Raw genomic sequence first — 22,857 nt, forward strand, 5'->3', positions numbered from 1 at the left:
CGGCGTCACCAGGATGTATTGGCCGTGGATGCCCCAGGCCATGTAGCCGTAACCGAAGCGCCGTCTGGCCACATGGGGCGGGTGTATGTTGGTGCCGTTGGCCACGTATTTCCCATACATCATGAACAGCAGGCTCTGCGGGCCAAGGTCGGAAAATCTCTAGTCGAAATAGTAATTTCCGCGCACGGTCGGGCGTGAAAAAATGTTGGCGTGTGACAATGTGCGCAATTATCGCCGAGTTTCCATGATATATTTGTTACTGTTGTTTTTTTTGCTTGTGGCTTTATTGGAGAGCATGATGGTCGCGATTGTTTCGAGTGGGATGAGCACCTCCGGCGGCATGGAGACGAGCGGGGATACGCAGAGCCGCGTCGCCGCCTTGCAGGCGAAGATCAAGGGGCTGGTCAAAACCATTGGTCAGATCCAAAAGCAAATCGGCGAGGAAGCCGATCCCAAGGCCAGAAAAGTGTTGATCAAGATGGTAGACAACCTGCAGCAGACCATCTTGATGATCGAGCAGCAGATCCAGCAGTTGGAGCGCAACGAAAGGCAGAAGGAACTCAATCGCATCGAGGCCCGCCGCGAACACGAGGAGGGCGCCAAGGCCGATCCCTCGCGCCGTGCCGCCTTGCGCATCGGCTGAACCTTGGTCGAACCGGACAACAGGAGAGCATCATGGTGGCTAGCGTAGCGAGTGGTTTGGGGGCGTCCGCGCGGATGGGGGCGAGCATGGAGAGCCAGGGCAGCATCTCGATGTTGCTGTCCAAGATCAAGGGCCTGCGGAAGAACCTGCGTCTGATGCAAAAGCAATTGATGGAGACCACCGATCCGGCCGAACGAAAAGTCCTCCTCAAGATGATCCAGGACGTGCAGGCGATGATGGCGATGTTCGAGGCGCAGATCCGCCAGATCCAGCAGGCCGACCAGCGCCGCGAGGCGCATCAGCAAGAGGCGAACCGCAAGCGCCATGAGCCCGGCCCGGACGACTCGTTCGAACCGTACCAAGCATAGGCAGTGACGCGTAGCTTGCCGCCATGACCGAGCAAGCCGCTGCCTGGCGGCTTGGCGCAAGGGCGGAACGGGGCCGGGATCGAATTGAAGGCCGGCGACAATCGTTGCACGATTTTCTTACGTTATCAGAGGATGACTAATGCGCTATCCATTGCTTGTGTTGTCGGTCGTTGCCACCGCCTTGTTGGGCGGCTGTTCGTCGCGGTTTGCTTTGCTCAGGCAGCAGACTGAGGCCGTCCCCGAGGCGAACCGGGCGTACATCATCGGCTCCTATGCCATCGATTGCGCGCCGCGAGAAAGCGGCTGCAGCCAAGCCTTCAATTCGATCTCGACCTTTTATCGCGCCGTGGACAACCACGATGCCGGCGACCGGCTGAGCATTAGCTCGGGGAGCATGTTTGGCGGTGATACGGTGCCCGACTTCATCCGTCCGGATCGGCGCGACAAGGGAATCCACTTCTGCGTTCCTCTTCCCGCAGGAAAATACAGCATCTACAGCTACGATTTCTACAATTATGCCGGCGGTGGCAGCGGCTATTCATTCCGGAAGGACAACTATTTCAACCTTCCATTCACACTCGCGGCGGGCGAGGTGGCCTACCTCGGCACGTTGAAGGTGACCACCTCCGTCGGCGAAAATTTCTTCGGCATGAAGATGGCGGCGCCGGGAGTGCTGATGCTGTCGAGCTCCCCCGTCGACGGCGTGGCGGCCGCCTTGCAAAAGTGTCCGGAAAGCGTACGCGGCCGCCCTGTGCGCGACGCGTCGCTGCGGGTGGCGGACGCCGCCACGCCTTTCGTCCGCGCCGATCCCAAGCCCTGAGCCGCCCATGTCGCTGCGCGGGGCGGCGCCAGCCTGGCCCAAGCGGCACCGACCGCGTCGGCGCACCGCTGTTCGGCCGAGGCGGTCAAGCAGGCGAAGAGCCTGCTAACCTTCCACTTCGGCCCCGACGATCGCATGGAAATCGATACGGACGTCAAAGTGCTGGCGCCGATCCGCAACCCGGCCAACAAGAAGCAGTCCTTCGACGTGCTGGAGGTGTGGGGCACCATCTACAAGGGCCAGTACCGCATGCATTTGATCTATGCGCAACTCGGTGGGAGCTGCGTATTGATGGGGCAGGAAATCCTGGAGCACGCCAGCCTCTAGCCGGCCCGGTTGTTGTCGGCCGCAACCGGAGACACGCACCGGCCTGCCTCCTTGAGATGAGGGAGCTGTTACTTCGTCGTGTAGCCGCCGTTGGCCAGAATCGTCTGGCCGGTGATCCACCAGCCGTCGGTGACCAGGTACTGCACCAGGGTGACAATGTCCTGCGGCTCGGTCAGGCCGGTGCGGGTGAACTTGCTGAGCGCCGCCGCCGTTTGGTTATATTGCGCCGACTCGGCCGTTTCCTGGCCGTAGAAGAACGGTGTTTCCATCGGACCCGGCGCGACGGCGGTGACCGAGATGCCGCGTTCACCGAACTCCTTGGCTGCCGCGCGGGTGAAGTGCTCCACCGGCGCCTTGCTGCCGGCGTACACCGAGTACAGGCCGGTGAAGGCGCCCAGCAGCGAGGTGACGATGGTGCACAGCTTGCCGCCGTCGCTCAGCTTCTTGCCGGCCTCCTGCATGAAGAAGAAGGCGGCCTTGGAGTTGATGGCAAAGATCTGGTCGTAGTCCGCCTCGGCGATCTCGCCGAAGGGCTTCTTGATGACCATGCCGGTGGTGTTGATGGCGATGTCGATCCGGCCGAAGGCGCCGATGGCCTCGTCGAACAGGCGGCTCACCTCGCCAACGCGGGTCAGGTCGCCCTGCACGGCCATAGCCTGCGCGCCGGCCGCCTTGACGGCCGCGACGGTATCCTCGGCCGCCGCCCGGGTCGCCGTGCTGTTGTAGTGCACGACGATGGCGGCCGCGCCGTTGGCGGCGAAGTGGCGCGCCATGGCGCCGCCGAGGTTCTTGGCGCCGCCGCCGATTAAGATGACTTTGTCCTGGATGGTCGATGCGCTCATGTCTGTGTTTCCTCTATGGTTGGGGGACTCGATGAAAACTGCTGAGTGAAGTATAGGCGTCGGGTTTTGATAGATAAACACAGAGAAATTGGATAGACTGTGCCGAATACACCAACAATCGAAGCCCATGGACAGAATCAAGGCTCTAGACGTATTCGTGAAAGTGGTCGATACCTGCAGCTTTACGCGGGCGGCCGAATTGTCCGAGCTGCCGCGTTCGACGGTCTCGGCCGTCGTCGCCCAGCTGGAGCGTGATTTGGGCGTGCGCCTGCTACACCGCTCCACCCGGCGGGTCAGCCCGACGCCGGACGGGGAGGCCTTGTTGGAGCGCGCCAGGCAATTGCTGGTCGACGTGGACGAGATGGAAACCATGTTCCGCTTCGACGGCGGCGGGGTGGCGGGGCGCTTGAAGATCGACGTTCCCAGCCGCATAGCCACGCGGCTCATCGCGCCGGCGCTGCCGGATTTTTTCCGCCGCTATCCGGAGGTGGAGTTGCTGATCGGGGTGACCGACCGCGCCATCGACCTGGTGCAGGACGGCGTGGACTGCGCGATCCGGGTCGGCGCTGGCGAATCGAGCAGCCTGATCGCGCGTTCGCTCGGCGAGTTCGAGATCATCAACTGCGCCAGCCCGGCCTACTTGGCTGAGCACGGTGTTCCGGCCTCGCCCGGCGACCTGGCGCGGCACTGGATTGTCAACTACTTGTCGGCCAGCAGCGGCCGCGTCGTGCCATGGGAGTATCGGGATGGGGCGGAGCTGAAGACCGTCGCGGCGCGCAGCCACGTTTCGGTCAACCAGGCCGATACCTACATTACCTGCGCGGTGGCGGGGATGGGGCTGATTCAGGTTCCCGCGTATGACGTTCGGCACCATGTGCAGGCGGGGGAGTTGCAGGAGGTGTTGCCGCAATGGCGGGCCGATCCGATGCCCATCGCGGCGCTGTATCCGCACCGCCGGCAGTTGTCGCCGCGTGTGCGGGTGTTCATCGCGTGGATGAAGGAGTTGTTGCAGGGAGTATGAGCGGGGCGCTGACGTTGCTTGCGGCGTGGCGGAATACCGCAAAGAAAAAGGGTTGGACCGCCTCGGCGGTCCAACCCTTTTTTTGCGCCGTCCAGCCGGCTTAGAGCTTGTAGACCGCCTGCACCGACAAGGCGCGCGGCGCCATCGGCAGGTCGTGCGGGATGGCCAGGCCGGGGGCCAGGCTCGGTTCGCGCGCGTCGGCGTTGAAGAGGTTGCGCACCGAGGCCGAGAAGTTCCATTGCTGGCGGCCGCGCCGCGTCGCCACGGTCAGGTCCAGCGTGGTGTAGTCGGCCACCGGGTCGCGCGCGTCGCCGGCGGCGCGCTTGCGCCCGGCCACCCAGTTCAGCTGCGAACTGAGCATGTAGCCGCTGCTGAACTGCCAGTCGGCGCGGCCGTACAGGTGGTGGTGCGGGGCGTAGCCGGCGTCGCGGCCGGTGGCGTCGTCGACCGAGCGCTGCCAGGCGTAGTTGCCGAGCAGGCGCCAGTCGCGGTTGACGTTCCAGCTGCCTTCCAGCTCCAGGCCGTGGCCGGTCTGGTCGCCGGTGTTGGCGTAGGCGGCGCCGGTGCCGACGCCGGGATTGTTGACGGTGCGGATGATGTTGCTCATCGAGTAGCGGTACAGCGTCATGTTGACCTGGGCGTCGGCGCGCGCCTGCCAGGCGAACACGGCCTCGAGCGTGCCGTTGGTTTCCGGCTGCAGCTTGGGGTTGCCCATGGTGACGGGGTTGCTGACGGCGTAGCCCTCGTTGAAGGAGGGCGCGCGGAAGGCGCGGCCGTACAGCAGCTTGGCGGTCAGGTCGAAGGTGGCGTCCCACACCAGCGCCAGGCGCGGGTTGGTGGTGTTGCCGAAGTCCGAGTAGCGGTCGTGGCGGATGCCGGCGGTCAGGTTCCAGTCCTTGGCCAGATGCCATTCGTCCTGCAGGTACAGGTAGTCGATCTTGCGGCGGTGCGGCAGGATGAAGGAGCGGTCGCCGGCGAACTCGACCACGCCGGGCAGCGGGATGGGCGCACCGTTGGGGGCGTAGCTGAAGTTGCGCCGTTCGCGGCTGCGGTACATGTCGAGGTCGTCGTGGCCGACGCCGATGCGCCAGTGGTGGCCGTTCAGGCCGCTGTAGTCGGCGAAGGCGGACAGGCGCAGTTGGCGCTCCCACACCTCGGGGGCGCCGATCATGCCGTTGGGGAATTTTCCACTGGGCAGCACGGTGCCGGGCGGCAGCAGGTTGAAGTCGACCGGGATCAGCTGGTTGTATTGCAGCGTGCTAACGGTGGCGCCCAGGCCCCAGTCGCGGCTGAACTGCGGGTCGGCCCAGCTCAGGCTGGTGGTGTAGCGTTCGCTCTTCTGCTGGCCGACCGGGTCGAGCGCCGAGGCGATGCCGGCGCCGGTGCCCAGCTTGTCGCGCAGCTTGTAGCCGAAGCGGGCGCGCCAGTGGCCGCGCGCCAGGTCGAGGTTGCCGTCGACCGCCTGGTAGCCGGTGTTGACCGGGCCGGGGGCCAGGCTGGCGTGGGTGCCGAACAGCTTGTCGTTGCGGCTCTGGGCGTCGGCGTCGATGATGCTGTTCTGGCCGTCGCTGTCGCCGACGCGCAGGTAGGCGGCGACGTCGACGGTGCCGAGCTTGCCGCCGTGCTGCAGCCAGACGTCGCGCGTTTGGAAGGAGCCGAGGCGGGCGCCGATTTCGGTGCCCGGCGTCTCGGCGGCGCCCTTGGTGATGATGTTGATGACGCCGGAGAAGGCGTCCGAGCCGTACAGCGCCGAACCGGGGCCGCGGATGATCTCGATGCGGGCAATGTGTTCGACCGGATAGCCGCCCCACAGATTGCCCTTGTTGCCCTGGTAGATGGTGGTGATCGGCACGCCGTTCTGCAACACCAGCACCTGCGGCGTGACTTGGCTGACGATGCCTCGCACCACGTACAGGGGCGAATAGTTGTTGGCGCTGCGGTTGACGTGGATGCCGGCGACGCCCTCGAGCACCTGGTCGAGGTCGCTGGCGCCGATCGCCGCGATGTCGGCCGCCGTGATCACCGAGGCGACCGCCGGCGCGCGGCGCAGGGCCTGCACGGTGCCGGTGGCGATGCTGACGCTGTCGTTGTCGCCGTAGACCAGGGTGAGCTCGTCCTCGTCGCTGGGACTCTGCGCCAACGCTTGCATGTTAGGAATGGTGAGGGCCGCTGCCAGATACAGGGGGTATGCGTACTTAGCCTTCAAAACCTATCTCCCGGGAATGTTTTTTTGCATTGTAGCGCGGCAACCGTAACAAATGTACAAAATATCATTGCCCGGTAGCATGTGCGTTCCACTCGCGGCGCGCCAGGCCGGCGTAGGCGACGCCGCTGCACGGGGTGGCGAAGAGGACGCCCTCGGGTTTTGCGGCCGCTTCCACGAGGCAAGGAGGCATTCCTGCTAGGAAGGTGGGGATGCGCAGCAGCTGGTACTCGCGCGCCGTCAGGCCCATGTCGGCGATCAGGGCGGCGTGCAGGGAGGCGTAGTTCATGCGCAACTGGGGGTAGTGTGGAAGCAACACTTTTTCCACTTCGAAGGCCAGTTTGACGTGTGCGCCCTGGTCCAGGCCGAGTTTTTCGGCCAGTTGCATGATCCACGGCAGGCGTTCGTCGGTCGAGTTGATCGGCCGGCCGTAGCCGTAGATGCGGTGGGCGCGGGCGTGCGCCAACACCAGCGGCGCCAGCTCGGCGCCGGCCTGTACTTGAAGTAAGGCCGTTTGCAGGAAGTCGATGGCGCGCAGGCCGGCTTGGCCGCCGTAGACGGTGCCCTCGGACAGCGCCAGCGCGGCGACGATGCCCAGGTTGGCGCTGCTGCGGGCGTTGCCGGCCAGGGCGGCGACGCGGTTGTTCCACAGCCGCGCGTCCGGGTAGCTGGTGTAGACCCAGATGGCGTGCAGCATCTCGATCTGGCCGCTGCTCAGGCGGCGGCCGGTGATGCCGAACACGTAGAGGTCGACCCAGTCGAGGTCTTTCAGCTCGCGGTGCAGGTCGTGGCCGCGAAACACGGCGTGGCTGCCGGGGTAGGCGGCGCCGACGCTGGTGCGCAGGCGGCCGGCGTGCTCTTGCAGCAGGGCCGGGCCGCGCAGCGGAGTTTCGGCCCCGGCCACGGCGTCGGCGGCCTTCATTTTCACCCCGCACCCCGATCCGCCAAGGTCGGGGTCAGACCCCGTACGGGGTCTGACCCCTTGCTTGCGGGTTTTGCCAGCGGGCCACTCGTCCAAGAACTGGCCTGTATTGGCTTCAGTGGCGGAGGTGGCGGAGGTCGCGGCGTTCTGAGCCGGGTGGTTCAAGGTGGTATCGCTCATGGCGCCTCCGGCGTGGCGGCTGGGTCGAGTTCCAGCGGGTAGAAGGGGAACTGGCGGAAGCCGCCGGCCTGTTGTTCCAGCGCGTGGGCGGCGGCGCCGGGCAGGCGCAGCAGCAGGTAGAGCATTTCGCCCTCGGCCGGCGTCAGGCCCAGGTCGCTCAGGGCGGCGGCGGCCACGCCGCTGATGGCCAGCGGCAGGCCGATGGTCAGGCGCAGCGTTTCCAAGCGTTCGAGCAGCCAGGCGCAGCGCGGGCCGGCCTGGTAGCCGGCCAGGGTGGTCAGCAGCTGGCGCACCACGGTGGTGGTGGAGACGCCGTGCGGCTCGAAGCCGGGCAGGTGGCCGGCGGCGGGCCAGACCTGCATCGGCTCGCCGGCCGGCGCCGGGTCGTAGTCGGCCCAGGCGGCCAGGTCGGTGCCGCAGCGCTGCCACAGCAGCATGGCGTCGTGCACGTCGCGCGCGCCGCCGTTGCGGCCGGCGCCGACCGACAGCGCGGCGATCAGGCTGGCGGCGGCGGTGGAGCCGCCGACGCCGCCGCACATGGCGGCGTGCACCGAGGCGTCGCGCGGGCCGGGGTTGGCCAGCGCCACGGCCAGCGCCTCCAGTGTGGCGACGGCGGCCGGCGCTGGGCGCTCGTCGCGCAGCAAGAGCAGCAGCATCTCGACCCAGCGCGCCTGGCCGACCAGCTCGCCGAACACGTCGTAGCCACGGCAGTAGGCGGCGCGGGTGGCGAAGGGGTTGTCCGGTTCGGGCTCCTCCTGCCAGATGCGGGTGTGGATCAGGTCGCGCGGCGACGGGGTGGGCGCGCCGCCGTTGGCTGCGTTGTTGCCGGCGCCGGCGCCGCTGGCGCTGGTGTCGGCCGGCTTGGACATGGGCGACTCCATCACAACAGGCTCATGCCGCCGTCGACCACGATCTCTTCGCCGACCATGTAGGACGAGTCGGCGCTGGCCAGGAACAGGGCGGCCTTGGCCACCTCCTCGGCGCTGCCGAAGCGGCGGCTGGGCGACTTGTCGGCGATGGCCTGCTTCTTGGCGGTGGCCAGCGCGTCGGGCAGGCCGAGGCGGTCGAACATGGGCGTGGCGATCGGGCCGGGGCTGATGGCGTTGACGCGGATGCCGCGCCCGATCAGCTCCAGGGCGAGCGACTTGACCAGCGAGCGCAGCCCGGCCTTGGCGGCGCCGTAGACGCTGAAGTTGGGCGAGCCGAGCTGGTTGGTGATCGAGGTGGTGACGATCACGCTGGCGCCGGGGCGCAGCAGCGGCAGGGCCTGTTGGATGGTGAAGAACACACCCTTCAGGTTGACCGCCAGTTGGGCGTCGAACGAGGCCTCGGTGACCTGTTCGATCGGCGCCGGGCTGGCGATGCCGGCGTTGATGAACAGGACGTCGAGGTGGCCGTAGCGCTGCTTGACCTGGGCCATGGCGGCGGCGATCTCGTCGACCTGGCCGGCGTCGCTGCGCATCACCAGGGCTTGGCCGTCGAGCACCGAGCCGGCCATCGCCAGGCCGGCCGGATCGCGGCCGGTGATGGCGATGCGCGCGCCCTCGTTCTGGAACAGCAGGGCGCTGGCCAGGCCGATGCCGCTGCTGCCGCCGGTGACCAGGGCCACCTTGCCGGCCAGCTTGCCGGACTGCTTGGCGGCGGAGGCGGCGCCGAGCGCGATGCGCAGGTCGGCCGCCGCGTTGATGGCGAGGTCGAGGTCGATGTCGTGCTCAAAGTCCAGCTGGCGGGCTGCGGCGCGCGGCGCGCGAATCGGCGCGCGATTTGGCGCGAGGTCGGGCGCCTGTTCCAGCGTGTCGGCCGGCTTGTCGTGGTGGGCCGCCATTATTGTCCGTCCTCCAGCAGCACGCGCATGCGGTTGCCGATGGGCGGCACCTGCTCCGGGTCGATGTACACGTCGAGCAGGGTCGGGCCGGGGTGGTTGCAGATGGCCTTGATGTCGAGCGCGGCCAGGTCGGCGGCCGAGCGGATGGTGTGGCCACGGCCGCCGAGGGCGCGCGACAGCATGGCGAAGTCGGTTGGCGGCAGGGCGTAGCCGATTTGCTCGCCGCCACCGAGGCGCTGGCCGTGCTTGACCATGCCATAGGCGGCGTCGTTGAGCACGACGAAGATCACGCAGAGCTGCTCGGCCACCGCCGTCGACAGCTCCTGGCCGCTCATCAGCATGCTGCCGTCGCCGGTGATGCAGACCACCGGCGCGGCCGGGTTGGCGGCGGCGGTGCCGACGGCGGCGCCGATGGCCCAGCCCATCGGCGCGAAGTGGCCGGTAAGGCGCAGCCAGCCGCCGGCGCTGCGGCGCTCGTTGCGCACGCCGGGCGGCAGGCCGGCGCTGGCCATGCGGCGGTCCTCCGGTTGCAGATAGTGGGTGGCCCAGGCGACGCTGTTGCCGGCGTCGGCCAGGAAGCGGGTGGTCGGCGGGAACAGCCGGCCCAGCTCGTTCATCAGGCGCGGCGGCGCCAGCGGCACGGCGTCGCTGTGGAAGGCGGCCGGATCGGCCAGCAGGCTGCCGGCTTCCCACTCTTTATGGCACAGCTCGCGGGCGGCGCGGCGCCGCTCGACCTTCACGTCGGCCTGCTCCTGCACTTCCAGGATGCGCGTCACCAGACGCTGGAACACCGGCCGCAGGCCGCCGCGCACATGCATGCGCGCCATCGGCGAGCGGGCCAGGTGCTCCTCGCACTCGTCGATGTGCACCAGGCGCTCGTTGAGCAGGCTGTCGCACCAGCCGGCCGTGTTCCATTCGCCCATGGTGCTGCCGATGGCCAGGATCAGGTCGACCGACTCGTCGCGCAGCGTCGCCTCGGCCGAGGCGTGGCCGCCGAAGCCGAACACGCCGCGATACAGCGGATGGTGGGTGCTGACCAGTCCCTTGCCGTCGGGCGGCACGATGAAGGTGGCGCCTTTCAGCGTGGCGAACTGCATGATCAGGTCGATCGCCTCGCCGCAGGCGGGGCCGATCAGCAGCACCACGTTGCGCGATGCCGCCAGCATGGCCAGCAGCTTGTCGACGGCGCCGGCGTCGATCAACGCGGACGGGCGCAGCAACGCGGCCAGGTCGTAGGCCGGGCCGGTCGGCTTGGCCGGGGCGCGGAACACGTCGACCGGCACGCTCAGGTGGACCGGGCCGAACGGCGCGCGGGTGGCGTGCTGCAGCGCGGTGACCAGCTTCCACTCGAGCTGTTGCGGGTGCGACACCAGCGAGTTGTAGCGGGTGCAGTGGCGGAACATGCTGAGCACGTCGATGCCGGTGCAGGTCGATTCCTGCAGCGTGTGTTTGCCGAACGAGGGCAGGGCCGGCTGGCCGGTGATGACCAGCATCGGCACGTCGTTGCCGTAGGCGGTGGCGACGGCGGTGATCAGGTTGGTGGCGCCGGGGCCGGAGGTGGCGACGCAAACGCCGATCTTGCCGGTCTCGCGGGCGTAGCCGTCGGCCATGAAGGCGGCGCCGGCCTCGTGGCGGGCGACGATGTGGCTCAGGTTGCCGCCACGGCGCTGGTGGCGGGCGATGGCGTTGTAGAGCGGCTCGATGGCGCCGCCGGGGATGCCGAAGATGTAGTCGACGCCGAGCTGCTCCAGGTAGGCGACCAGCAGGTCGGCCATGTCCATGTCCATCACCTGGCCGTCGAGCGTGGCCGGCGGCGGGTTGGACAGTGGCTTGGACAGCGCGGCGCTGCGTTGCAGCAGGGGGGATTGATCTTCAAATTCGACGGCGTCATACATGCGAAGCTCCTCAATGTTGATTGATCGGCTAGGCGGGGATGCGGTGAGCCGAAACAAAAGCGATATCTAGACGAAAACATTACTTGCGTGATGGCAAATTATGTTGCGGCGCAATAATAGCCTAAAAACAAGGAGAGTTGTTACTTTTAGATAGAATTGGGGGAATTATTCTATCTTTACAGCATTTATTGTTTCGAAATGATAACAATTCGCGGGCTCTCGTCGTGCCTGGACCGCGGGCAAAACCCAGCGGCAGAATCCAGGGTCAGACCCTAGGGTCTGACCCTGGTTCCTTGCCTGTGGGCGGCTTTGGGGCCGCTAGCGCCTTGACGAAAAAAAAGCCGGGTGCGCGTGAAGCGGACCCGGCCTTGGCGTGGCGCGGCGGCGCTCAGGCGCGCAGCAGCGCCGCCTCCTGCGAGCGCACCAGCTCGGCGAACTGCGCGGCCGGCACGGCCTGGCTCAGGTGGTAGCCCTGCAGCAGGTCGCAGTGCTTGGCGCGCAGGAACTGCAGCTGGGCCTGGGTTTCGACGCCCTCGGCCACCACCTCCAGGCGCAGGCTGTGGGCCAGCGCGATGATGGCGGTGACGATGGCGGCGTCGTCGGCGTCCTGCGGCACGTCGCGCACGAAGGAGCGGTCGATCTTGATGATGTCGACCGGGAAGCGCTTCAGGTAGGACAGCGAGGAATAGCCGGTGCCGAAGTCGTCGATCGACAGCCGCACGCCGAGGTTGCGCAGGCGGTGCAGCGCCTTCAAGGTGTCCTCGGCGTTCTCCATCAGGGTGCTCTCGGTGATCTCCAGCTCGAGCAGGTTGGGCGGCAGGCCGGTGTCGGCCAGCGCCGCCTCGACCGAGGCGGCGAAGTCCTTCTGCAGCAGCTGGCGCACCGACAGGTTGACCGCCACGCTCAGCGGCGGCAGGCCCTGTTCGATCCACTCCTTGAGCTGGGCGCAGGCGGTGCGCAGCACCCAGTCGCCGAGCGGGTTGATCAAGCCGGTCTCCTCGGCCAGTGGAATGAACTCGACCGGCGAGACCATGCCGCGGGTCGGATGGCGCCAGCGCACCAGCGCTTCCATGGCGATGATGCGGCCGGTCGACAGCATGGCCTGCGGCTGGTAGTAGACCTCCAGCTGCTGCTGTTCCAGCGCGCGGCGCAGGTCGCTCTCGAGCCGCACGTGCTCGGAGATCGACTGCTCCATCGAGGCCTCGTAGAACTGGAAGCCGGTGTTGGTCTTCTTGGCGCGGTACATGGCGCTGTCGGCGTGCTTGACCAGGGTGGCGACGTCGGTGCCGTCGTGCGGGTAGATGGCGATGCCGACGCTGCTGGTGACGAAGATGTCGTGGCCGTCGATCTGGAACGGCGCGGCCAGCACGCGGCAGATGTTGTGCGCCGCCGTGGCGGCCGCCGCCGGTCCCTCCAGGTCGCCCAGCACCACGGTGAACTCGTCGCCGCCGAGGCGGGCCACGGTGTCGACATTGCGCACGCTGTGCCGCACGCGCTGCGCCACCGCCACCAGCAGGCGGTCGCCGACGTCGTGGCCGAGGTTGTCGTTGACGTACTTGAAGCGGTCCAGGTCCATGAACAGCACGGCCAGCTGGCCCTTGGTGGCGTCGGCCTGTTCGATGGACTGGCCGAGCAGCTCGAAGAACAGGGTGCGGTTGGGCAGGCCGGTGAGCAGGTCGTTGTAGGCCAGGTGGCGGATGCGCTTCTCGGCGCGGTTGGCCTCGATGATGCGGCGCACCCGCTGCGACAGCACGGCGTAGTGGATCGGTTTGGGGATGTAGTCGCTGGCGCCGGCGGCGAAGGCGCGTTCGACCGAGGAGTTGTCCTGCAGGGCGGTGATCATCAGCACCGGGATGGCGCTGCCGCCGGGCAGTTCCTGCATGCGGGCGCAGGCGGTGAAGCCGTCCATCACCGGCATCACCGCGTCCATCAGGATCACGTCGGGCTGGAAGCGCTTGAGCATGGCCAGCGCCTGGGCGCCGTCGGCCGCCTCTTCGACCTGGAAGCCGTCGCGCTGCAGAATGTAGCGCAGGGTGCTGCGGGTGCTGCGGTCGTCGTCGACGATCAGCACCTGGGCCAGCTCCTCCTGCGGTCCCTGGGTGTCGAAGGCGTCGGCCGCCACCTCGCCGGTGAGGAAGGCGGCCACCTCGTGGTAGGCGGCGCGCAGGCGCGGCAGCAGCGGCGCGATCTGCGCCACCTGGTGGGCGATGGCCAGCTGCTCGGCCTGTTCGGCCAGCTCGGCCAGGGCGTTGGCGCCGAGGTTGCCGGACGAGCCCTTGAGGGCGTGGGCGCGGGCCCGCGCCGCCTCGTTGTCGCCATCCTGCACGGCGTGTTCCAGCTCGTTCAGGTAGGTCGGGGTGTCCTCGAGGAAGGGCGAGATGGCGTGCGGCAGCGCCGCGCCGAGGATTTCGCGCAGCTTGTCGAAGACGGCGCGGTCGACCGCCACGGCGGCGTCGGCCGGCAGCGCGTCGTCGTCGAGCAGTTCGGCGGCGTCGACCTGCTGGCCGGCGGCGCGGATGGCTATGCCGTCGCCGTCGCTATCGTTGTCCGTCTTGGCGTCGCTCTTGGCGTCGGCGCCGAGCAGCGGCGCCGGCACGCCGTGCGGCAGCCATTTTTCCAGCTTGTGGCGCAGCTCGACCAGGGTGATCGGCTTGGCCAGGTAGTCGTCCATGCCGGCGGCCATGCATTTCTCGGCGTCGCCGCGCTGGGTGTTGGCGGTCATCGCCACCAGCGGGGTGCGCCGGCCCAGCGCCTCCTCGGCGACGCGGATGTGGGCGGTGGCCTCGTAGCCGTCCATCTCCGGCATGCTGCAATCCATCAGGATCAGGTCGAAGCGGTCGCGCTGCGCCGCCTCGACGGCCTCGCGGCCGTTGGAGGCGAATTCGCAGACGCAGCCGTTCATCGCCAGCATGCCGGCGGCGACCATCTGGTTGGTGCGGTTGTCCTCGGCCACCAGCACGCGGAACTGGCGTCCCGCCGCGCCGGGCGGCGGCGCCAGGCGCGGCGCCTCGGCGGTGTGGCGGCCGGCCAGCAGCTCGCGCAACGCGGCCAGCAGGCGCTCCTGGCGCAGCGGCTTGCCCAGCGTGGCGTGGCCGCTGAGCAGGGCGCCGCCGGCGGCCGGGCCGTGGCGGTCGAGCACCAGCAGCTGCGGCACCAGGCCGGCGGCCTCGATGCGGCGGCCCAGGGCGGCGCCGTGTTCGTCGGTGGCGTGCAGGTCGAGCACCACGACGGCGTAGGGCTGGCCGGCGGCGGCGGCGGTCTTCAGCTCGTCGAGGGCGGCCAGGCCGGAGCCGGTGACGAAGCCGTTTACGCCGGCGCGCGTGAGCACGCCGTCGAGGAACTCGCGCACCACGGCGTTGCCGTCGACGGCCAAGACGCGGCGCCCGGCCAGGGTGGCGTCGGGCGTGGCGACCGGCTGCTGGACGGCCGGCCGGCAGCGGATCGAGAAGACGAAGGTGGTGCCGGCGCCGGGCGCGCTGGCCACCGAGATGGCGCCGCCGAGCAGGCCGACCAGTTGTTTGCAGATGGCCAGGCCGAGGCCGGTGCCGCCGAAGCGGCGGGTGGTCGACGGGTCGGGCTGGACGTAGGATTCGAACAGGTGCTGCTGCGCCTCCTGGCTCATGCCGATGCCGCTGTCGCGCACTTCGAAGGAGAGGCCGAAGGGCGCGCCGGCGCCGGCCTCGGCCAGCGCGATGCGCACCACCACCTCGCCCCGTTCGGTGAACTTGACGGCGTTGCCGAGCAGGTTGATGAGGATCTGGCGCAGCCGCAGCGAGTCGCCGTTGATCCGCTCGGGCACGCCGGGCGCCAGCAGGTAGGCCAGCTCGACGCCTTTTTGCTGGGCCGGCCGGGCCACCAGTTCGATGACCTCCTCGAGCAGCTTGCGCAGGTCGAAGTCGACCTCCTCGAGCGCCAGCTTGCCGGCGTCCATCTTGGAGAAGTCGAGGATGTTGTTGATCAGGTCGATCAGCGTGCGCGAGGAGTTCCAGGCGACGTCGACGCATTCCTGCTGCCGTTGGTTGAGGTGCATTTCCTTCAACATGTCGAGCATGCCGACCACGCCGTTGAGCGGGGTGCGCACCTCGTGGCTGACGGTGGCGGCGAACTGCGCCTTCATCAGGGCCATGCTGACGGCGGCGTCGCGCGAGTCCTTCAACTCGGCCTCGCGCTGCTCGAGCACGTTCATCATCTGGTTGAAGGCCGAGCCCATTTCGATCAGGTCGCGCGGGCCGTCCGGCGCGGCGCGCATGCCGGACTCGCCGGCCTGGGCGCGCCGCATCAGGGTCGAGAGGGCGTTGAGCGGGTTGATCATGTGGCGCGTCAGCAGGCTGACCAGGCCGAGCAGGATGACGGCGAACGACAGGGTGATCGCCAGGTTGCCCAGCAACAACGACAGGGTCAGCCGTTGCAGGGTGTTCTTGCTGACCTGGACCTGGACGTAGCCGAGCAGCTGCGGCTGGTGGTCCTGCACCTCGAACGGCGAGGCCTCGGCTTGGCCGCCGTAGACCGGGGCGCCGAACAGCCAGGCGTCGTCGCTCTCGCCGACCAGGCTGGCGCGGGCCGGGTTGGCCTTGCCGGCCGGCGCGGTGGTCAGGCGGGTTTCCGGCTCGGTGCGCACCAGCAGCACGCGCTGGCGGTTGTCGATGATGCGCAGGCCTTCCACGTCGGGGAAGGCGAGGGTGGTGGTGACCACGTCGCGGGCGTTCTCGGCCGAGTGGAACAGCAGCGCCAGGGTGGACTGGCGCGCCAGGTTGTCGGCGATGCGCTGGCCCTGCTCGAGGAAGTAGTCGCGCATGCGGGCGCGCGCCTCCCAGGCGTTCATGAAGGAGGAGAACAGCGCCAGCCCGAGAATGGCGGCGGAGACGATGACGGTGAGTTGGCGCCGGAAACCGGTGCGGCGTAGATAGTTATGAAACATATTTACCGTGCTCGGGAGTCAAAGGTGGAACGGCTAGCGCGTCATGGCTGCGGATAGACGAAGTCGAAGGCGCGCTGCTGTTGGTAGCCCAGGTTGAGCCCCATGTGGTTGGCGGTGCGCACGTTGATGGCGGTCTGCAGCTCGCGCAGCGGCACCAGGCTGCGCCGCTTGGCGTCGCCGGCGATCATCCCCATGGCCGAGCTGGCCAGGGTGCGGCCCAGCTCGACGTTGTTGGGCACCATGGCGAACAGGGCGCCCTTTTTCACGTGCAGCACGTTGCTCGAGAACAGGGGCACGCCGCTGTTCCACGACTCGCGCAGCACCAGCGGCAGGATGGTGCTCTCCTCGACGGTGGTGGTGTCGTGCGGCAGCCAGACGGCGTCGCGGCGCGGGTCGGCGGCGTTGATCAACTGCGGATACAGCTGGGCGGCGCGGGCCAGGTCGCCGGCCACGTGGCTCGACAGCTCCAGGCCCTGGGCGCGGGCGGCGTCGCGCGCCAGCTTCATCAGCCATTCGCTCTTTTGCGGGTTGTAGACGACGATCACGCGGCGCAGCTCGGGCAGCAGGGCGCGCAGGCGGGCGAACAGCAGCGCCGGGTCGGGCGTCATGCTGATGCCGGCCACGTTCTCGCTCTCCGACAGCAGCAGCACGCCGCCGACCAGCACGGAAATCTCGCGGTCCAGGCCGGCCGTGGCGTTGAGGCCCTGGCGGCCCAGCGCGATGACGACACGGGTGCCGTTGTGTTTCAGGGTGGTGTTGAGTTCGGCGGTGTCCACCTTCGGGTCGACCGGGTAGCTGCGCACGCGCAGCTTGGTGCGCTCCTCGATGCCCTGGATCATGCTGACGAAGGCGCTGCGGAAGGGTTCGTCCACGTTCGGATACAGCACGGCGATGCTGCCCTTGCCGATCGAGGCTTGCAACTCGGGCCGGCGCAGCTGGTCCTCCAGCTGGGCCAGCGTGACGGGGCGCACCTCGGCCCACTGCGGCGCGCTCACGGTGCCGGACTCGATGCGGTCGAGCAGGGCGCCGACCGCGTTGCGCGGCGCGGCGCCGGGCAGGTCGACGATGGAGGCGGCGGCCGGGCGGCCGGGCGCGGCCGATGGCGCCGTCCGCGGCTGTGGCTGGGTTGGCTGTTGCGCGCGCGCCGGCGCCATGGCGAGCGTGGCGGCCAGGGCCAACATGCACATCAGAGCGCCGCTGGCGAGGTTTTGGCCAGCGTTGAATATTTTCTTTTTGATCATTAAACCGTCCATTGCGGCCCCGCGCGATCGTCGTCAACCGCTGGTATGCCGGGGCAAGAGCATCTGGCCAGTAGTATATGCTCTCTATTTACTATTAAGAAAGAATTTTCCCCATCCGTGCCCCGGTATCAGGGTTCCGGGAAGAGGAAATCGAAGGTCCGTTGTTGTCCTGCGTCAATATTCAAGCCGATGTGGCTGGCGGTGCGCCAATTGAAGGCGATGCGCACCGCGCGCAGCGGGCTGACGCCGCGCCGCGCCGGCTCGCCCTGCAGCAGGGCGGCGGCCAGGCCGGCCAGTTCGCGGCCCAGTTCGTAGTTGTTCGGGTAGAGGGCGAACAGCGCGCCCTTCTTGACGTGCAGGATGCTGCTGGAAAAGATCGGCACGTTGCGGTTCCACGATTCCTTCAGCACGATGGGCAGGATGGTGGCCTCGTCGACGGTGGTGGGGTCGGGCGGCAGCCAGAGCGCGTCGTGGCGGCCGTCGGCGGCGGCGAAGGCGGCCTCGTAGCGGCGCGCGGCGCCGGCCAGGTCGCCGGCCTCCAGCGCGTTCAACTCCAGGCCGAGGCCGCGCGCCGCCTCGCGCGCCTGGCGCATCAGCGCCTCGCTGTTCTGCGGGTTGTAGACGACGATGACGCGGCGCACCGCCGGCAGCAAACTCTTCAGGCGGGCGAACAGCAGGGCCGGATCGGGCGACAGGCTGATGCCGTTCAGCTTGTCGGCGTCCGGCACCGAGCTGACGCCGCCGACCACCACGCCGAGCGCCGGCTCGAGCCCGCTGGCCGCCTTGACGCCCTGGCGGCCGAGGGCGATGACGACGCGGCTGCCGTTGCGCTTCAAGGTGGCCTGCAGTTCGGCCAGGTCGGCGTTGCTGGCCACCGGGTAGCTGCGCACGCGCAGCTTGCCGCCGTCCTCGATGCCGTCGATGATCTCGGTGAAGACTTTGCGGTAGGGTTCGCCGATGTCGGGGAACAGCACGGCGACCGCCTCGCCGGCCGGGCGGCGCGCGGCGTCGCCGGACTGGGCCAGTTGCAGCGCATCGGCGTGGCGCGGCCGTGGCGCCGGCTCGCCCGTCCGCGCCGGGGCGGCGGCGAAGGTGGCGGTGCTGGCGGCGGGGCCCGCGTCCGGGTTGGCGTTGGCGCCGGCCGGCGCGGCGGTGCCCAACAGCGCGGCCAGCAGCAGCAGGCCCAGTTGCGTCACCGGCCAGGCGCCCGGCAGCGGGCGCAGCGGCAGGCGCGTCGCGCCGCGCCGGCGCTGCGGGGGCGCGCTAAACAGATGTCTAAGAAATAAAATGGCCAAGTCGAACGGCAATAGTTAAGACTCACGGTGTTGTTCAACGTTGCAGCGGCGCGCAGGCGCGGGTATCGCGCATGCAGCGGCCACTGCCACAGCGGCAGAATATGTCATACGGGCAAGTGTATCTCTGCGGGCGCGATTGTGGGGCAAAAAAGTTACATTTTTTGCAGTGCGCTTGATCTGGCTTGTCATAAAAGTCACATTTGCCCGGTGTGCGGCGCAACATGGAGGGGGCGGGGCGGGCTCGGCGGCGGGCAAAAAAGGTTCTTCTCGGATCGCCTGGACGCCGAGCTTAGCCCGCAAACCAAGGGGTCTGACCCCATGCGGGGTCAGACCCCGAGGCATATCGGTGTGCGGGGCAAAAAAAAAGCCCGCTGCGGGAGCGGGCTAAATCTATTCCTTGGAGGAGATAGAGGAGACAGGTCAATGATGCCGCATCGCACTATCTTTTTCCAATTTTTAATTGTGATCATAGAGATTCAGAAAACGAATATCTGTTGTTGCCGCGCCGCAAGTGATGGCGTGTGGATAAGATTTTCTCGGATGTCACATGTTCCGCTATAGAATCATCCGCAATTCAATATTGATAGGTTGGCAAGATGACTAGCGACAGCAGCAACCCGATTCCCGATTCCGTGGCCGCCGCGCCGGACGCCGGCCTGCTCGATGCCGGCCGGCCCAGCCGCAGCGCGCTGGCGGTGGCCATGCTGCGCGCCGCCCACCAACTGCTCGACGGCGCCAGCGTGTTCGCCGACCCGCTGGCCCTTGCCATCATCGGCCCTGCGCTGGCGGCCCAGGTGCGCGACGAGCCGGCCCGCTTCGACGCCGGCCTGGGCCGCGTGCTGCGCATGGCGATGGCGCTGCGCAGCCGGGTCGCCGAGGACGAGCTGGCGCGGGCGGTGGCGCGCGGCGTGCGGCAGTATGTGGTGCTCGGTGCCGGCCTGGACACCTCGGCCTACCGCAACGGCGTGGCCGATCTGCGCGTGTTCGAGGTCGACCATCCGGCCACCCAGGTGTGGAAGCGCGGCCTGCTGGACGCCGCCGGCATCGCCATGCCGGCCACGCTGAACCTGGTGCCGCTCGACTTCGAGCGCGATACGCTGGGCGCGGCGCTGGCCGGCGCCGGCTGCCGGCTCGACCAGCCGGTGTTCTTCTCCTGGCTGGGCGTGACCTTGTACTTGAGCGACCAAGCCATCTTCGCCACGCTGGCCCAGGTGGCCGCGCTGCCGGCCGGCAGCGGCATCGTGTTCGACTACGGCGTGGCGCCCGAGCTGCTCGAGCCGATGGCGCGCATGGGCATGCAGCACATCGCCCGCAAGTACGCCGCCGAGGGCGAACCGTGGAAAAGCTTCTTCGATCCGGCCGAGCTGGCGCGCCGCCTGCACGGGCTGGGATTCAGCGCCCTGGCCGATTCGGGTGCCGCCGAGCTGCTGGCGCGCTACCCGGCGGCGCACAGCGTCGGCGGCGGCACGCGTCTGATGCTGGCAAATGTATAAAATTAGACATTTTGTTAAATATTTTAGAGTGGTGGCTCTACTATGATATTTTTACGACAAGTCTTTCCGTGCAGCAACGCAATCCGTGTTACTCTCGATCCTGGCACTCCTTATAAGAAAAACATGCTTGCATATGTGTAATTCGAGTAAAGGTTTCGCCGTTCACCCACTCTGAGATAACAAGGAAAAAGAGAAAATGGAAATCCAAATCGACACCAGCTTCATCCTCATCACCGATTCGACCGAATCGGAATACCTGCAAGACGACATGAACGGCGCTCTGGCCGATGTCAGCGTTTCCTGCTGCACCTGCTCCTGCTCCTGCTGCTGCTAATGGATGGCTGCGCTGAGCGGCGGCCCCGGCCGGCGCCCATGCGTTGCCGCGGCTGATCGAGCTTGCGCGCACTTGTGCGTCAAGTGCGCGCCGATCGGCACGCGCCGGCGGGCGCCCGGTTTCGGCCGGCGCGCCCGCATTCCAGGGTTTTGAATGATAGGTATCGCTATGAATGACTGTCTCTATGTATCGCCGCTGGCGGAAATCACCACCATCGGCGCCGACAAGATCGCCTTGTCCGTGGTCGGCCGCCGCTTCACGGTGGAGGACAAGGTCGGCATGCTCAAGGGCATCCTGGCGCTGGCCCGCGACGGCGTCAGCCGCGACGCGCTGGTCGAGCACATGGCCGACAGCTTCCCCGCCGAGGCGGTCGACGCCGCCCTCAAGGCCCTGCTCGACACCAAGGTGCTGGTGCGCCACAACGGCCGTGCCAGCGGCGACGCCACCCACGAACACTTGACCCACCGGCGCGAACTGGAGGGCCTGACCATGCCCGGCCAGGGCGCCGCCTACGAGCGCGCCAACTGGCTGGTGGCGCTGGCTGGCGAGGGCGCCTGCGCCGACGCGCTGGCCGCCTCCTTCGCCGAACTGGACGTCGCCGTGCTGCGCGTCGGCGCCGATGCCGCTTTGCCTTGCGCTGCCGCTGCCGGCAAGCGCGCGCTGCTGATCGTTTGCGCCGACCACGAGGACTACGCGCTGTTCCGCGCCATGAACGCCAAGGCGGTCGAGGCCGGCATGCCCAGCCTGTACGTCGGCATCGACTGGAGCACCGTGCAGTGCGGCCCGCTGGTGATGCCGCGCGCCACCGCCTGCTATGAATGCTACTTCCACCGGGTGCGCGGCACGCGCAAGTTCGTCGCCGAGTTCGACGTGCGCAGCCTGCCGGACGCCATCATGTACCACGCCGTTCCGAGCAAACTGGCGCTGCGCTTCGGCGTTGCCGAGGCCTCGCGCGTGGCGCTGCAGTACCTCAGCGGCACGCTGGAGAACCTGCAGCACAGCGTGTTCAGCGAGATCGACAGCCTGAGCGGCGAGATCCACCGCAGCCGCATCCTGCGCCTGCCGCGTTGCGCCGCCTGCGGCAACGCCAGCAGCGCGCGCCCGGTGGGCAGCGTGTTCCAGCAGGCCTTGCTGCGTCGGCGGGCTTGAGATGGGCCGCACCATGGAACAAATGAACCTGGACGCCGCCGACCCGGACCAGCGCCTGGCGCTGATCCACCAGGCGCTGGTGCACCGCCGCCACGGCATCATCACCACGCTGCTGGAGGAGACCGAGCACCCGGACGCGCGCGGCCTGTTCGTCTTCAACGCGCTGATGGTCGACGTCAAGGCGATGATGATCGACCCCTCGCGCGCCAAGCCGAACAACCCGACCAGCGACCGCGCCAGCCTGGCCGGCTCCGGCGCCGCCTTCGACCGCACGTCGGCGCTGTGGGCGGCCTTCGGCGAGGCCATCGAACGCTACTCGGCCGCCGTCCACTTCGACGACCAGCTGCACTACGCCAGCCAGGACGAGTTGGGCGAGGCCGCCGTCGGCGCCGAGCAGTTCGTCCTGTTCTCGCCGGAGCAGTACGCCGCCGAGGGTTTTGAATACGCCGCGCCGGACCGCGGCGCCACGCGCGCCTGGGCCGCCGCCGCCGATTTGCACGACGCCGAGCGCGAGGCCTATGTGCCGGCGCAGATGGTTTATCTGGGCATGCAGGTCAAGGACAAGCGCGAGATCGTGTTCCAGTCCTCGTCCACCGGCCTGGCTTGCGGCATGGACGAGCCGCGCGCCATCCTCAGCGGCCTGGCCGAGGTGGTCGAGCGCGACGCCTTCGCCGCCATGTGGCAGATGCGCTATGCGCCGCGCGCGCTGGAGGTGAGCGAGGAGAGCTGGGCCAAGCTGCTGCCCGGCGTGCAGCGCGCGCTGCGCCACCCCTCGCTGGAGGTGCGGCTGTGGGACATCACCACCGACATCGGCATGCCGGTGGTGCTGTGCCTGGCGCGCAGCAAGAACGACGGCACCATGTCGCTCGGCGCCAGCGCCCAGCTGGGCGTGGAGCAGGCCGTCAACAAGGCGGTGATCGAGGCCTTGCACGGCTATTGCTGGGGCAGTTCCATCCTCGGCGCCGGCACTCCGCTGCCCGAGCGGGCGGCGATCCGCAATCCGGGCGACCATTTCGCCTACTTCCTCGAGCAGTCGCGCCAGGGGGCGATGGACTTCCTGTTCCAGAACGGGCAGACTGTCTCCAGCGCCGACCCGGCCCTGCGCCAGTTGGCCACGCTGGACGATCTGCTGGCGCGTTTGAAGGCGCTGGGCCACCGCGCGCTGGCGGTCGACGTCACCTCGGCGGACATCGGCAGCCTGGGCTTTTGCGTGGTGCGGGCGCTGATTCCCGGCCTGCACCCGCTGTTGTTCGGCGACGGCATGTTCAGCCGCGACGAGCGCCGGCTGCGCAAAATCGCCGCGTTCTGGGGCCTGGACGGCGTGCCGCCATTGAACACCGATCCCCATCCGTTCCCTTGAAGTGGATAAGAGCCAATGAAG

At 68.0% G+C, this 22,857-nt stretch carries 18 protein-coding genes; 9 read left to right on the forward strand and 9 right to left on the reverse strand.

Annotated features, from left to right (window positions below):
* Window positions 1-295 precede the first annotated feature (295 nt).
* The 4 genes from BM252_RS23655 (at window position 296) to BM252_RS23670 (ending at window position 2,158) form a co-directional block, all read left to right on the forward strand.
* On the forward strand, window positions 296-643 hold the full coding sequence (locus BM252_RS23655) for a FlxA-like family protein (RefSeq protein ID WP_174900649.1): 348 nt from the start codon (window positions 296-298) through the stop codon (window positions 641-643).
* 32 nt (window positions 644-675) lie between these two features.
* Complete coding sequence (locus BM252_RS23660) at window positions 676-1,011, forward strand: FlxA-like family protein (RefSeq protein ID WP_093390133.1); 336 nt, start codon at window positions 676-678, stop codon at window positions 1,009-1,011.
* Between the two features lie 139 nt (window positions 1,012-1,150).
* Entirely contained in the window at window positions 1,151-1,831 is a 681-nt protein-coding gene (locus BM252_RS23665; RefSeq protein WP_093390134.1) for a hypothetical protein, read from the forward strand.
* Between the two features lie 135 nt (window positions 1,832-1,966).
* Window positions 1,967-2,158: a hypothetical protein gene (locus tag BM252_RS23670; protein ID WP_245774407.1), complete on the forward strand. Its 192-nt coding sequence runs from the start codon at window positions 1,967-1,969 to the stop codon at window positions 2,156-2,158.
* A gap of 68 nt (window positions 2,159-2,226) precedes the next feature.
* Here BM252_RS23670 and BM252_RS23675 read toward each other — a convergent pair whose 3' ends face one another.
* Entirely contained in the window at window positions 2,227-3,000 is a 774-nt protein-coding gene (locus BM252_RS23675; RefSeq protein ID WP_093390136.1) for an SDR family oxidoreductase, read from the reverse strand.
* Window positions 3,001-3,127: 127 nt separating this feature from the next.
* On the opposite strand from BM252_RS23675, the gene BM252_RS23680 reads away from it, so the two are divergent.
* A complete protein-coding gene (locus BM252_RS23680; RefSeq protein WP_093390137.1) occupies window positions 3,128-4,021 on the forward strand; it encodes a LysR family transcriptional regulator in 894 nt (297 codons plus the stop codon).
* Window positions 4,022-4,121: 100 nt separating this feature from the next.
* On the opposite strand, the gene BM252_RS23685 is transcribed toward BM252_RS23680, so the two are convergent.
* The 8 genes from BM252_RS23685 to BM252_RS23720 all read right to left on the reverse strand — a co-directional run bounded on the left by BM252_RS23685 (window position 4,122) and on the right by BM252_RS23720 (window position 18,500).
* Window positions 4,122-6,170, reverse strand: coding sequence for a TonB-dependent receptor plug domain-containing protein (locus BM252_RS23685; protein ID WP_245774408.1), 2,049 nt, complete (start codon window positions 6,168-6,170; stop codon window positions 4,122-4,124).
* A gap of 121 nt (window positions 6,171-6,291) precedes the next feature.
* Window positions 6,292-7,146, reverse strand: coding sequence for a citrate synthase family protein (locus BM252_RS23690; RefSeq protein ID WP_217429953.1), 855 nt, complete (start codon window positions 7,144-7,146; stop codon window positions 6,292-6,294).
* Window positions 7,147-7,322: 176 nt separating this feature from the next.
* Complete coding sequence (locus BM252_RS23695) at window positions 7,323-8,195, reverse strand: citrate synthase family protein (RefSeq protein ID WP_245774409.1); 873 nt, start codon at window positions 8,193-8,195, stop codon at window positions 7,323-7,325.
* 11 nt (window positions 8,196-8,206) lie between these two features.
* The gene (locus BM252_RS23700; RefSeq protein ID WP_093390139.1) at window positions 8,207-9,151 is read right to left on the reverse strand and encodes an SDR family oxidoreductase; all 945 of its coding nucleotides are present in this window, start codon (window positions 9,149-9,151) and stop codon (window positions 8,207-8,209) included.
* Entirely contained in the window at window positions 9,151-11,046 is a 1,896-nt protein-coding gene (locus BM252_RS23705) for a thiamine pyrophosphate-binding protein (RefSeq protein WP_245774410.1), read from the reverse strand. The genes BM252_RS23700 and BM252_RS23705 overlap by 1 nt, the downstream gene beginning before the upstream one ends.
* Before the next feature lie 388 nt (window positions 11,047-11,434).
* Complete coding sequence (locus BM252_RS23710) at window positions 11,435-15,964, reverse strand: EAL domain-containing protein (RefSeq protein ID WP_093390140.1); 4,530 nt, start codon at window positions 15,962-15,964, stop codon at window positions 11,435-11,437.
* Window positions 15,965-16,005: 41 nt separating this feature from the next.
* Window positions 16,006-17,205 carry an ABC transporter substrate binding protein gene (locus BM252_RS23715; protein ID WP_245774411.1) on the reverse strand — a complete coding sequence of 400 codons (1,200 nt, stop codon included), beginning with the start codon at window positions 17,203-17,205 and terminating at the stop codon, window positions 16,006-16,008.
* Window positions 17,206-17,333: 128 nt separating this feature from the next.
* Complete coding sequence (locus BM252_RS23720) at window positions 17,334-18,500, reverse strand: ABC transporter substrate-binding protein (RefSeq protein ID WP_245774412.1); 1,167 nt, start codon at window positions 18,498-18,500, stop codon at window positions 17,334-17,336.
* Window positions 18,501-19,096: 596 nt separating this feature from the next.
* On the opposite strand from BM252_RS23720, the gene BM252_RS23725 reads away from it, so the two are divergent.
* The 4 genes from BM252_RS23725 (at window position 19,097) to BM252_RS23735 (ending at window position 22,836) form a co-directional block, all read left to right on the forward strand.
* Window positions 19,097-19,993 (forward strand): class I SAM-dependent methyltransferase, encoded by an 897-nt coding sequence (locus BM252_RS23725; RefSeq protein ID WP_093390141.1) that lies wholly within the window; start codon window positions 19,097-19,099, stop codon window positions 19,991-19,993.
* Between the two features lie 196 nt (window positions 19,994-20,189).
* Window positions 20,190-20,327, forward strand: coding sequence for a hypothetical protein (locus BM252_RS31195; RefSeq protein ID WP_174900650.1), 138 nt, complete (start codon window positions 20,190-20,192; stop codon window positions 20,325-20,327).
* A 168-nt stretch (window positions 20,328-20,495) separates the two neighbouring features.
* A complete protein-coding gene (locus tag BM252_RS23730; RefSeq protein ID WP_093390142.1) occupies window positions 20,496-21,476 on the forward strand; it encodes a TOMM precursor leader peptide-binding protein in 981 nt (326 codons plus the stop codon).
* A gap of 13 nt (window positions 21,477-21,489) precedes the next feature.
* On the forward strand, window positions 21,490-22,836 hold the full coding sequence (locus BM252_RS23735; protein WP_174900651.1) for a YcaO-like family protein: 1,347 nt from the start codon (window positions 21,490-21,492) through the stop codon (window positions 22,834-22,836).
* Window positions 22,837-22,857: the final 21 nt, after the last annotated feature.

This window comes from Rugamonas rubra, from assembly GCF_900114705.1.
In the GTDB taxonomy this organism is placed as follows: Bacteria; Pseudomonadota; Gammaproteobacteria; order Burkholderiales; family Burkholderiaceae_D; genus Rugamonas; species Rugamonas rubra.